The following is a 12,318-nucleotide window of genomic DNA, read 5'->3' as shown; positions in this document are numbered from 1 at the left end:
AGATCAGGGGCGCAGGTTCGCGCGCGCCGCTTCGGCCAGCTCCATGCCATTGCGTCCGTCCTCCGGAAAAGCCGCCGCGCCGATGCGCACGCCCACCTGCATCAGCCGGTCGTCCACGCCGTAGTTGCCGCGCACGGTCTGCAGCAGTCGCCGCTCGACGATGTCCGCCTCTCCCGTGCCGGCGGCCATCAGCAGCACCGCAAAACACTGCTCGCCCATGCGCAGCACTTCATCGGCCCCGCGCACGCGGTTGCGCAGGCGCTGGCTCACGGCCTGCATGAGGTCGTCGCGCGCGTCGTCGCTCAAGGCGCTGCCGGGCTGTTCCAGCACGTCCATCTCCACCCACAGCAAGGCCAGTTGCCCGCCCTCGCGGCGGCATTGAGCGAACTGGCGCGACAGGCGCATGCCCAGGGCGGCGAGCGAATCCATCCGCGGCAGCGGCGCGCTGAAGCAGCCACGCGTGGCGGCGGGCGGGTCGTTGGCGATCATCTGGAGTTGCGACATGGCATCAGGGGTGGGTTGACGGGGGTGAGGGGCGTGCTTGGCGGCGCGGCTATTACCTGCCTCCCTGATCCCGCTTTCGCACGGCCCTCATCTTTCAGAACGCAACCCGCGTCCGGAACCCGACATCGCGACCGAAAAAATCTTTCACGACCCTGGCTTCCCCCACGCAAGGCTCTCGCTGCGGCACGGCCAGCCGGTAGAGTGCGGCCGGTGCAAGACATCACCCAACTGCTGCACGCCGCCCAGCAGGGCGACCAGGCCGCCGCCAGCCAGGTGGTGGCGCAGCTCTACGCGGATTTGCAACGCCTGGCGCGCCGGCAAGTCCGCCAGGCGGGCCACCTCACGCTGCTGGACACGACGGCCCTGGTGCATGAGGCCTGGCTGCGCCTGCCCGGTGCCCAGGGCGCCAACTTCCCCGACCGGCGCCATTTCCTCGCCTATGCCGCCCAGGCCATGCGCTCCGTCGTCATCGACCTGGTGCGCGCCCGCCAGGCCGAGCGCCGCGGCGGCGGCCTGGCGCATGTGACGCTGGACACCGCCGTCGCCGATCAGGTGCCCGAGGCGGACGCCGACATCCTGCGCGTGCACGAGGCGTTGGACGAGCTGGCGCAGGTGGAGCCGCGGCTGGCCCAGGTCGTCGAGATGCGCTATTTCGGCGGCCTGCGTGAACAGGAGATCGCCGAGGCGCTGGGCGTGAACGAGCGCACCGTGCAGCGGGACTGGCAGAAGGCGCGCCTCTTCCTGTCCATTTCGCTGGGGGGCTGACGCCGCATGGACGCCCTCGACAAGCAACGCTGGCTCGCCCTGAGCCCCTTGCTCGACGAACTGCTGGACCTGGACCCGCCCGCCCGGGACGCGCGCCTGGCCCAGTTGCAGGCGCAGGACCCCGACACGGCCGAGCAGCTGAAGCGGCTGCTGGCGCGCGCCGAGGGCCTGGAGGAGCAGGGCTATCTGAGCGAGCCGGTGGTCGTCCAGTGGCAGGACGCGCTGGCCTCCGTGCCCGACGATGAACCGCCGCCCGACTTCGCCGGCCAGTCCCTCGGCCCCTATGTGCTGGAAAGCCAGCTTGGCCAGGGCGGCATGGGCACCGTCTGGCTGGCGCGCCGGGCGGACGGGCGCTTCGAAGGCCAGGTGGCCGTCAAGTTCCTGACGGCCGGCCTGCTCGGGCGCGACGACGCGGGTCGTTTCGCGCGCGAGGGCGAGATCCTGGCGCGCCTGTCCCACCCTCACATCGCTCGCCTGCTGGACGCTGGTGTCTACCAGGGCAGCCAGCCCTACCTGGTGCTGGAGTACGTCGACGGCCGGCCCATCGACGCCTACTGTCGCCTGCGCCATCTCGACATCGAGGCCCGCGTGCGCCTCTTCCTGGACGTGCTGGCCGCCGTGGCCCATGCGCACGCGCGGCTCATCCTGCACCGCGACCTCAAGCCCAGCAACATCCTCGTCACCGACCAGGGCGACGTGAAGCTGCTGGACTTCGGCATCGCCAAGCTGCTGGACGACGCCAGCCAGGCCGAGCATGGCGCCGCCGCCACCGAGCTGACCCAGCGCGCCGGCAGCGCCTTCACGCCGCAGTTCGCCGCGCCCGAGCAGGTGCAGCAGGCCGACGTGACGACCGCCACCGACGTGTACTCGCTGGGCGTGCTGCTCTACCTGCTGCTGGGCGGCAGCCACCCCACGGCCGACGACACCCAGACCCAGCTCGACCGCCTGAAGGCCGTCGTCGAACACGTCCCGCGCCGGCTTTCCGATGCCGCAGCCCACCAGCCCGACGAGGTCGTCGCCCGCCAGTCCCGTGAACTGCGCGGCGACCTCGACACCATCGTCGCCAAGGCGCTGAAGAAGTCGCCCGCCGAGCGCTACCCCAACGCCCAGGCCCTGGCCGACGACCTGCAGCGCTGGCTGGCCCACGAGCCCATCAGCGCGCGGCCCGACAGTCGGCTCTACGTGCTCAACCGCTTCGTTCGCCGCCACCGCATGGCGGCGGCCGCCACCGGCCTGGCCGTGTGTGTGCTGCTGGGCCTGACGACGACCAGCCTGCTGCAGGCTCGCCGCGCCGAAGCCGCCGAGCAGCAGGCGCAGGCCCGCCGCCAGCAGGCCGAGGACCTGCTCAGCTACATGCTGGGCGAGTTCGCCGACAAGCTGCGCCCCATCGGCCGGCTGGAGCTGCTGGACAGCGTGGGAGCCAAGTCGCTGAGCTTTCTGGCCGAGGACTCGCAGGCCGGCCCGGTGGCGCGCCTGCAGCGCGCCAAGGCGCTGACGGTCATTGCCGAGGTGAGGGTGTCCAAGCGCGAACTGGATGCGGCCATCGAGCCGCTGACGGCCGCCAACGCCTTGCTGCAGGGCGACCCGCCGCTGCCGGACCTGATGGCGGCCTGGCGCAAGGCGCAGGGCGCCGTGGCCTTCTGGCAGGGCGAGGTGGCGTTCCGCCAGCGCCAGCTGAGCGTGGCCCAAACCCATTGGACGCAGTACCGGCGCATCAGCGAGGCCTGGCTGCAGGCAAAACCCAAGGATGCGGATGCGCAGCTGGAGCTGTCCTATGCCGAGAGCAACCTGGGTTCGCTGGCGCTGAACCGTGGGCAGCTGGTGCAGGCGGAGCAGGCCTTCAGGCGGTCGCTGACGCTCAAGGACGACTTGCTGCTGAAGCGGCCGGGCGACGCGAGCCTGCAGGCCGACTGGTGTGACACGGCGAGCTGGCTGGGCACCGCCTTGCTGCGGCAGGGGCGCTACCGCAGCGCGGCGAACGAGTTCGAGCGTGCGCTTGCCCGGGTTCGCACCTTGCGCCAAAGCCATAGCGAAGACCTGGCCTGGCTGGAGAGCGAGGCCAGCGTGCTCGCCAACCTGGGGCGGGCGCGCGCGGCGCTGGGTGAGGTCGATGCGTCTTCCTTGTGGTCCCTCGCGCATGCCGCAGCGTCGCGGCTCGCGCAGAGCGACCCCAGCAATCTGGCCTGGGCATTCATGGCCATCGAGGTTGAGGCGGACGGGCTGGCACGGCAACCCGCATCGCCGGAACGACGCCGGCTGGCCCTGGCCCTGCTGGGCCGGCTGGAAGGCCTGCGCGCCGGCAAGCCGCCACTGGACAACTGGCTGCCCCGCTTCGTCAGGCTGCTGGCTTTGACGTCTGGCCTGCCGTGCCCTGCCGAAACCTGTGCGGTCATCAGCGAAGCGATGGACCGGACCGAGCAACGCCTCAGCAAGGCCGTGGTGAAACGCCCCGAGGACTTGCCGCTGCTCAGCGCCGCCGTGCAGCTGCAATTGCTCCGGGCCGAGCAGCCTGGTGCCGGTCAGACCGAGAGGCTGGCCGCCTGCGGGCGGGCCCGATCCCTGCTGCAGGCGCGTGAGGGCTGGCTGCAGGTGCATGCTGAACTCACCCAGCGCTGGCTTCAGATCGAGCAGTGCCGGGACCCCTCGGCGCCGGCCCGTGCCGACTGGAAAGCGCTGCAAGCCTGGCTTCAGGGTCAGCGCGACCGTTGAGTCAGCCTCTCAGGGCTGGCGTATTCTTGTTTCGCCTTACTTTCCTTTTTCGCTCAGCATCGAGGAGATTCTTGTGACGACATTCGTTCCGCCCTACACCGTGACCGTCACCGACACCACCGGAGGCCTCGCGCAATGCAGCTATGTCGACGGCAACGACCAGCAGCTGCCGGCGGAGGCGCTGCTGACGACATCCACGCCGGCCAACCAGAGCGGATCCTTGCTCATCAATTTCACCGAGACGATGGTCGACGGCCTGAACCTGCGCCTGGTGGGTGCGGCGGTCAAGACCGTGGGCAACGACCCCACCATGAACCCCTACAACTACCTGCCGGCCGAGCGGACGGAGGGCAGCGAAGGCGACTGGGTGGACGGCGTGCTGGTGCCCTGGGCGCCCAACCAGTACACCACCCGGGGGCTGGTGCTGTTGTTCGCGCAGGTGACCAACTCCGGCGACATGGTCAACTTCTTCCCAAGCGCGGATCCGCAGACCAAGAACAATGAAGACCTGGGTGACTGAGCGGGTGCTGAAGCTCCTCGCTCGCTGATCCCGCTGCCGCAAAAAAAAGACCGCCGCCAGGTTCACATCGTTGCCCGCATAGGCCGATGTGAGCGCCTGGCGGCGATTTCAAAAACTGCGGCGGCGTTGCGTCAGAACCGGTATTCGCCCGTCAGCACATAGGCGCGGCCCAGCACGTCGGCCACGCTGGTCAGGTAGCCGCGGTAGGCGTTGTGGTTGGTCAGCGGCGGCTCCTTGTCGAGCAGGTTGCTGACGCCCAGCGACAGCTTGATGTTCTTGAAGCCGCTGTACTTCACCATCAGGTTGTATTGCGAGTAGGACTCGACGTTGCGCGGCCCGGTCGTGCCGGCGCCGGTCGTGGCGGGCAGGTTCTGGTCAGCGATCTTGCTCTGGTAGCGCTGCGACAGCTGCACCATCCACTCCGGGTTCTGCCAGGCCACCTGCGCCGTGTGGCGCCAGCGGTTGTTCAGGCCGCGCGTCGCGTTGGACAGGCCGGCGTTGGGGTTCACCGGCACCACGTCGTTGTAGTAGCCGAGTGCCGAAACCCAGTCGCCGTTGTTGACGCCTTCGGAGCGCGCGTCCCAGCGTGTCAGGTAGGCGATGTCGATGCCGCCCGACAGCGTGCCCCAGCTCTGCTTGGGGGCGACGTACTTCAGGCTGGCGTCGATGCCGGCGCCGCGCAGCGAGCCGACGTTGGACGGCGTGTTGATGACGGCGTCGCGTGAGCCCGAGGCGGACAGCACGCCCAGCGTGCCGTCGGCGTTGCGCAGGAAGAGCTGCGGATAGGCGGCCGGGTTGGCCAGGAGGTAATCGATGGCACGGTTGCCGATGACCTCGTCGATCTGCGTGCGCCAGTAGTCCAGCGTCAGCGTCAGGTTCTTCATCGGCTCGAAGCCGGCGCCGAAGGTCAGGCTGCGCGAGGTCTCGGGCTTGACGCCAGCGTTGTTGGGCACCTTGGTGATCTGGTTGTAGCCGGTCAGGCCGCAGACCAGCTCGGGCGCGAAACCGGGCTTGGCCGTCGCCACGCCGTTCACGGACGGGCAGTTCAGCGGGTCGTTGAAGACCGGGATCAGCGTGCGCTCGGTCTCCTTGGTGTAGATCTCGGGCAGAGCGGGCGCGCGGTAGCCGGTGTTGGCCGAGGCGCGCAGCACGAGGTTGCTCATCGGCGTCCAGCGCGCGCTGAGCTTGGGGTTGACCGTGGACTCACCCAGGTCGCCGTACTTGTCGCCGCGGACCGAGACGTTCAGCGTCACGTCGCGGCGCAGCGGCGCATCCAGCTCGGCGTACAGCGAGGTGATGGTGCGGCCGATCTTGGTGCTGGTGCTTGAGTTCGCGCCGGTGGCGATGTTGTCGCCGCCCAGCAGGTCGATCTGGCCGTTCAGCGCGGTCGACAGATCGTTGGCGGGCTGGCCTATGGGCTGCCAGCTGTCGCGGCGCAGTTCGCCGCCGACGGCCAGCATCATGTCGCCGCCGGACAGCTTCATGACGCTGCGCGAGAAGGTGGCGTCCACGCTGGCGTTCTCGGCCTTGTGCAGGCGCAGCGTCTGGCCGTCCAGAGACGCACCGTCCAGCAGCGCCTGGCCGGCGGCGTCCTGCAGGCCAAAGGGGTTGAGCTTGGGGTCCAGGAACAGCGTGCGCGACGTGGTGCCCTGCACCGTCGCGATGCCGGTCACCTTCAGCCAGCCCGAGCCGGCCTTGGTGTCGCGTTTGGAGCGGCCGTAGCTGAGGCCGGTGCGGTAGTCCCAGCTGCCCAGGGCGCCTTCGGCGGTCAGCACCAGGCGGTCGTTGCTGTGCACGTCGTTGCGGATGCGCGCGCCGGCGTCGGCCACCGACCACAGCACGTCGATGGGCCGGCCGGCCAGGTTCAGGCCCGGCACGGCGGGCACCTTGCCGTTGCCCGGGTAGTAGGGGTGGGTGCTCGTCAGCCGCACGGTGGGCGCGGCCGGGTTGTTGTACTGGTCGACCTCGAACTGGCTGTGGTTGAACTCGGCCGTGATCTGGTGGTCGCCCGGCAGCTGCAGCTTGCCCTGGGCGTAGAAGTTCAGGATGCCGTTCTTGTTGTTGAACGTCGTGTACTGCGTGTTCGCGTCCAGGAAGCAGGTCTGGCGGCCGCCCGAAGTGCTGGGCACGGAGTAGGGCGGCAGGCAGCCGGTCGCGTACATCGGGTTGTAGCGAACCGTGCGCAGCGCCGTGGTCGGGTTGGTGGGGTCGGTGAAGTTGCCCGGCGCGGCATTGGCGCCCAGGCCCGGCGCGGTGCTGATGCCCAAAGCGGTCAGCGCCGAGCCGTCGGTCAGCTCGGGGCGGGCCGAGCGGGGCAGTTCCTCGCGCTTCTGGATGTCGAAGGCGGCGTAGAGGTTCCAGCGGTCCTGGCCCAGGTCGCCGACACCGGCGATCAGGCCCAGCGCCCGCGTGGCGCCGCCGCCGGAGCGCTCGGGCTGCATCGCCTCCACCTTGATGCCCACGCCCTTGTAGGCCGGCAGCGTGTAGAAGGCCTGCACACCGCCCATCGCGTCGGAGCCGTAGCTGGACGAGGCGCCGTCGCGCAGGATGTCGACATGGCTCAGTGCCATGCGCGGCATCACGTTGACGCTGACGTACTGGTTGGTCAGCGGCTCCTTGGCCAGGCGGCGGCCGTTCAGCAGCGTCAGCGTGCGCATGGGGCCGAAGCCGCGCAGGCTGGTCATCGGCCCGGCCGTGCCGGCGTTGCTGCCCAGCGAGTTCGCCTGTGGCAGCTCCAGCATCATGTCCTTGAGCTCGGTGTTGACGCGGGCGCTCAGCTCGGTCGCCTTGATCGACGTCACCGGCAGCGCGGCCTCGTCGCTGATGGAGCGCCGGATGATGGAGCCGGTGATCTCGACCCGCTCGATGACCTGGTTCTCCTGCGCCAGGGCCAGCGGGTGGCTGCCGGCGAGGGCCAGCAGGGCGATTGCGGTGTTGATCGCGGTAGGGCGGACGCCGGACGGGCGACGGGGGTGTTGCATGCTTGTCTCCAGTGGTGGTGTCGGTTCGGTTCGGTGTCGTTCGGCCAGGGGCGGCTCGGGCCTCTGATGGGCCCTGTACCGCCAGCCAGGCTTCAGCGGCTGGCGTTCTTCATTCGTTCGCGGCTGTTGTTCAGGTGCATGAACATGGCGGCGCGTGCGCCGGCGGCATCGCCGCGGCGGATGGCGTCCAGCACGGCCCAGTGCTCCTGGGCCGTGATCTCCTTGCCCGAGCGCAACTCGGGCGACGGCTCGCCGAAGCGGGCCGCCTTGGCGCCGCTGCTGTTGCTGCTGTTGTTACGCCGGGCAGTCGCCTGGCGCGGGATGGTGGCGCTGCTCAGTGCGCGCAGCACGTGCGAGAAATACTCGTTGCCGGTGGCCTGGGCCATCAGCTCGTGAAAGCGGTAGTCGGCCTCGGCGGTGGCCTCGCCGGTGCTGTGCTGGGTGTCGAAATCGTCCAGCGCCTGCTCCATGGCGGCGAGCTGCTCCGGCGTGCGCCGCTGGGCGGCCAGTGCTGCGGACTCGGGCTCCAGGCTCAGGCGCAGCTCCAGCATCGACAGCTTCTGCTGCAGCTTCAGCTCCGCGCCCGGCATCTGCTGCAGCGGCGGCATGTCGACCTTGGGCGCCAGCACGAAGCTGCCCACACCTTGCTGCGTGCGCAACAGGCCGCCGGCCTGCAGCCGCGAGACCGCTTCGCGCACGACGCTGCGGCTGACGCCGAATTCCTGCATCAGCACCGGCTCGGTGGGCACGCGCTCGCCGGGCTTGAGCGCGCCGCTGGCGATGCGCTCGGAAATGCCGTCGACAACGCGCTGCGACAGGCTGGGCGTGCGGCTGGACGGCGATGCAGGGAGGTTGTTGTTCACGATGGGTAGGGTGGTGTGTTGACGTCAAGTCATCGGACGACTGATGTCAGTATAGGCAAGTCATCAGACCTCCGCTTGGCCTGTTTCATCGAATTTCTCGTGGTTTTCCCCAGCAATATGGGCAGGCATCATCGTTGGCCCTACACTCCAAGTCATCAGACGACTGATGAGATTGAAGACCATGATCAAGATTGAAAGCGTGAGTGCCGTCGAGTTCACCCACCCGACGCGGCGCTCGGTCGATGCAGCCGGCCACTCCCACCCGGGCCCCCTGGGCACGGGCCATCTGGCGCTGCTGACCATCCGCAGCACCGATGGCGTCGAAGGCCACTGCTTTGCGCCGCCCCAGGTCGTGCGGCCCCATGTGCTGAACCAGTTCGTGCGCCGCGTGCTGGTGGGCGGCGACGCGCTGCAGCGCGAGAAGCTGTGGTGCGAGCTGGAGCACTGGCAGCGCGGCAGCGCCGGCCAACTGACCGACCGCGCGCTGGGCGCGGTGGACAGCGCGCTATACGACCTGATCGGCCGCACGCTGGGTGTGCCGGTCCATCAACTGCTGGGCGGCTACCGCGACAAGGTGCCGGCCTACGGCAGCACCATGTGCGGCGACGAACTGGCGGGCGGCCTGTCCACGCCCGAGGAATACGGCGACTTCGCGCAGAAGCTGGTGGCGCGTGGCTACAAGGCCATCAAGCTGCACACCTGGATGCCGCCCGTCTCCTTCGCGCCCAGCGTCGCGATGGACATCAAGGCCTGCACCGCCGTACGCGAGGCCGTGGGGCCGGACATCGAGCTGATGCTGGATGGCTATCACGAGTACAGCCGCACCGACGCGCTGCGCATCGGCCGCGCGCTTGAGGAGCTGAACTTCTCGTGGTTCGAGGAAATGATGAACGAGCAGAGCACGGCGTCGTACGCCTGGCTGGCCGGCCAGCTGGACGTGCCCATCCTCGGCCCCGAGAGCCTGTCGGGCAAGCACTACGCCCGGGCCGACTGGGTCAGGGCCGGCGCCAGCGACATCCTGCGTGCCGGCGTCACCGGCTGCGGCGGCATCGGCCCGACCATGAAGGTGGCCCACCTCGCCGAGTCCTTCGGCATGAACTGTGAGGTGCATGGCAACGGCGCGCCCAACCTGGCGGTGTGCGGGGCCATCCGCAACTGCCGCTGGTACGAGCGCGGCCTGCTGCACCCCTTCCTCGACTACGACGAAGTGCCGGCCTATCTCAACGCCCTCATCGACCCCATGGATGCCGACGGCTTCGTGGCCCTGCCGCAGGGGCCTGGCCTGGGCGAGGACATCAACTTCGACTACATCTCGAAGCACACCGTCGCCACCTACTGAGCGCCGCCATGTTCCCGGCATCCTCGTGGCCTCTGCGCCGCCGCCATCTCCCTGTGCTGCTCGCCGGGGCCTGGGGCGCGGCGCAAGCCGGCTCGCCCGACGACCAATTGCTGATCGGCATGAGCATGAACAACCTGCTCTCGCTGGACCCCGCCGCCGCCACCGGCCTGGACGCGGCCACCGTGGCCTGCAACCTCTACGACAGCCTGCTTGAAGTCGACGCCGCTGACCCCACCCGCCTGCGCCCCAGCCTGGCCGAGAGCTGGCTGGTGGGCGAGGGCGGCCGGCGCATCACGCTGAAGCTGCGCGCCGGCCTGCGCTTTGCCAGCGGCCGGCCGCTGACGGCAGCGCACGCGGCCTGGTCGCTGCAGCGCGTGCTGACGCTCAACCTGGCCCTGGCCTCAGTCTGGAAGAGCTATGGCTACACGGCGGCCAACGCCGCCGCCAACATCCGCGCCGAAGACGCGCAGACCCTGGTTCTGGACCTGCCGCAGGCCACCGACCCGACGCTGGTGCTGATGACGCTGGCCACGTCCATGAGCGGCTATGTGATCGACCGCGAGGCCGTGCTGGCCCACGAGCAGCGCGGCGACCTCGGCCATGCCTGGCTGACCACACACGCCGCCGGCTCGGGCGCCTTCGAGCTGGAGGAATGGCGACCCAAGGAGCTGCTGACGATGCGCCGCTCGGCCAACTACTGGCAACCGGCCGCCCGGCTGCGCCGCGTCGTCTTCCGCCACATGACCGAGTCGCAGACGCTGCGGCTGATGCTGATGCGCGGTGACCTCGACATCGCCGGTGGCATGTCGGCGCCCGACGTGCGTGCGCTGGCCAAGCGGCCCGAGCTGGTCGTCGAGGAAGTGCGCCGCGCCACCATGTATTACGTCGCCGTCAACGCCCGCCAGCCGCGCTTTGCCGACGAGCGCGTGCGCCGCGCCGTGCTGCGTCATCTGATCGACTTCCGGGGCGTCGCCGGCGGCGTGCTGCCCTTCTACGGCGAGCTGCAGATGCGCCCCGTGCCGCCCGGCCTGCCTGCGTCGCTGCCGCAGCCCGCTTATGGCTTCGACCCGGTTGCCGCGCGCCGCCTGCTGGCTCAGGCCGGCCTGGCCGACGGCTTCGACACGACCATCCGTGTCATCGCCGAGGCGCCCTTCACCGGCATCGCCACCAGCCTGCAGGCCACGCTGGCCCAGGCCGGCATCCGCGCCAGCATCCTGCCGGGCACCGGCAACCAAGTCTATGGCTCCATGCGCGAGCGCAGCTTCGAGATCGTCGTCGGCCGCGGCGGCGGCGGCGGCGAGGCCCACCCGCACTCCAGCCTGCGCGCGCTGGTCTACAACCCCGACAACCGCGACAGCGCGCGGCTCAGCAACTTCCAGGGCTGGCGCACGGGCTATGCCGACGCCGAGCTGAACCGCCTCATCGAGCAGGCCTTGCTGACACCGGACGCCGCTGCGCAGATCGCCCTCTACCGTCAGGCCCAGCAGCGTTTCGATGCGCAGGTCGGGGCCATCCAGCCCATCGCCCAGATGCTAGACACCCAGGTGCTGCGCCGCGCGGTGCACGGCTATCACGGCCACCCCAGCGGCGCGACGCGGCTGCGCGAGGTCTACAAGGAGAGCGGGGCATGACGAAGCGCTTGATTCGTAGCGGCACGAGCGCGGCGCTGGCCCTGCTCGGCCTGCTGCTGCTGACCTTCATGATCGGCCGCGTGATGCCGCTGGACCCGGTGCTGGCCATCGTCGGCCCCGACGCCGACCGCGCCACCTACGAGCAGGTCTATCGCCAGCTCGGCCTGGACCGGCCGCTGTGGACGCAGTTCGGCCGCTACCTCGCCGACCTGGGCCAGGGCGACCTGGGCCGCTCGCTGCTGACCGGCCTGCCCGTCACGCAAGACCTGGCCCGTGTGCTGCCGGCCACGCTGGAGCTGGCCACACTGGCCATCCTGCTCGGCGCGCTGCTGGGCGTGCCGCTGGGCGTCTGGGCGGCTACCCATCACAAGCGATGGCCCGACCATGTCGCCCGCGTGCTGGGCCTGCTGGGCCATTCCACGCCGGTGTTCTGGTTCGGCATGATGGGCCTGCTGGTCTTCTACGCCTGGCTGGGCTGGGCCGGCGGCATCGGCCGCATCGCCCTGTCGTTTGAAGGCGAAATCCCGCGCGTGACCGGCCTGATGCTCGTCGACACGCTGCTGGCCGGCGACGGCGCGGCCTTTCGCAGCGCGCTGCGCCACCTGCTGCTGCCGGCCTGCGTGCTGGGCCTGCACTCCATGGCCTACCTCAGCCGCATGACGCGCAGCTTCATGCTGGCCCAGCTCAGCCAGGAATACATCACCACCGCGCGGGTCAAGGGCCTGAGCCAGCGCCAGGTGGTCTGGGGCCATGCCTTCCTGAACATCCGCGTGCAGCTGCTGACCATCCTGGCCCTGGCCTACGGCGGCCTGCTGGAGGGCGCGGTGCTCGTCGAGACCGTGTTCGGCTGGCCCGGCTTCGGCAGCTACCTGACCGGCAGCCTGCTGCTGGGCGACATGAACGCGGTGATGGGCTCGGTGCTCGTCATCGGCCTGCTCTTTGTCGCGCTGAACCTGACCGCCGACGCGCTCTACCGCGTGTTTGACCCGAGAGCCCGTTCATGACC

General features: G+C 69.7%; 9 protein-coding genes. 6 read left to right on the top strand and 3 right to left on the bottom strand.

Annotated features, from left to right (window positions below; translation table 11 throughout):
• Positions 1–3 precede the first annotated feature (3 nt).
• Positions 4–504, bottom strand: a complete 501-nt coding sequence (locus ACXRVZ_RS00985) for a diguanylate cyclase domain-containing protein (RefSeq protein WP_457423018.1) — start codon at positions 502–504, stop codon at positions 4–6.
• A gap of 210 nt (positions 505–714) precedes the next feature.
• On the opposite strand from ACXRVZ_RS00985, the gene ACXRVZ_RS00980 reads away from it, so the two are divergent.
• The 3 genes from ACXRVZ_RS00980 (at position 715) to ACXRVZ_RS00970 (ending at position 4,498) form a co-directional block, all read left to right on the top strand.
• Positions 715–1,269: an ECF-type sigma factor gene (locus ACXRVZ_RS00980; protein ID WP_457423016.1), complete on the top strand. Its 555-nt coding sequence runs from the start codon at positions 715–717 to the stop codon at positions 1,267–1,269.
• 6 nt (positions 1,270–1,275) lie between these two features.
• Positions 1,276–3,978 carry a protein kinase domain-containing protein gene (locus ACXRVZ_RS00975; protein ID WP_457423014.1) on the top strand — a complete coding sequence of 901 codons (2,703 nt, stop codon included), beginning with the start codon at positions 1,276–1,278 and terminating at the stop codon, positions 3,976–3,978.
• Positions 3,979–4,051: 73 nt separating this feature from the next.
• Entirely contained in the window at positions 4,052–4,498 is a 447-nt protein-coding gene (locus tag ACXRVZ_RS00970; protein ID WP_457423012.1) for a hypothetical protein, read from the top strand.
• Between the two features lie 131 nt (positions 4,499–4,629).
• Here the strand turns inward: ACXRVZ_RS00970 and ACXRVZ_RS00965 are convergent, their stop codons facing one another.
• Both ACXRVZ_RS00965 and ACXRVZ_RS00960 read right to left on the bottom strand, forming a co-directional pair.
• Positions 4,630–7,479: a TonB-dependent receptor domain-containing protein gene (locus ACXRVZ_RS00965; protein ID WP_457423010.1), complete on the bottom strand. Its 2,850-nt coding sequence runs from the start codon at positions 7,477–7,479 to the stop codon at positions 4,630–4,632.
• Positions 7,480–7,571: 92 nt separating this feature from the next.
• Positions 7,572–8,342 (bottom strand): FadR/GntR family transcriptional regulator, encoded by a 771-nt coding sequence (locus ACXRVZ_RS00960; protein WP_457423008.1) that lies wholly within the window; start codon positions 8,340–8,342, stop codon positions 7,572–7,574.
• A gap of 181 nt (positions 8,343–8,523) precedes the next feature.
• Between ACXRVZ_RS00960 and ACXRVZ_RS00955 the strand changes: the two genes are divergently transcribed.
• Genes ACXRVZ_RS00955 through ACXRVZ_RS00945 form a run of 3 tightly spaced genes read left to right on the top strand, consistent with a single transcriptional unit; the run spans position 8,524 to position 12,316 of the window.
• Positions 8,524–9,681 carry a mandelate racemase family protein gene (locus ACXRVZ_RS00955; RefSeq protein ID WP_457423006.1) on the top strand — a complete coding sequence of 386 codons (1,158 nt, stop codon included), beginning with the start codon at positions 8,524–8,526 and terminating at the stop codon, positions 9,679–9,681.
• An 8-nt stretch (positions 9,682–9,689) separates the two neighbouring features.
• Complete coding sequence (locus tag ACXRVZ_RS00950; protein ID WP_457423004.1) at positions 9,690–11,312, top strand: ABC transporter substrate-binding protein; 1,623 nt, start codon at positions 9,690–9,692, stop codon at positions 11,310–11,312.
• Positions 11,309–12,316, top strand: a complete 1,008-nt coding sequence (locus tag ACXRVZ_RS00945; RefSeq protein WP_457423002.1) for an ABC transporter permease — start codon at positions 11,309–11,311, stop codon at positions 12,314–12,316. The genes ACXRVZ_RS00950 and ACXRVZ_RS00945 overlap by 4 nt, the downstream gene beginning before the upstream one ends.
• Positions 12,317–12,318: the final 2 nt, after the last annotated feature.

The organism is Roseateles sp. P5_E8, from assembly GCF_054177665.1.
This window is presented reverse-complemented; position numbering and strand designations above follow the sequence as displayed.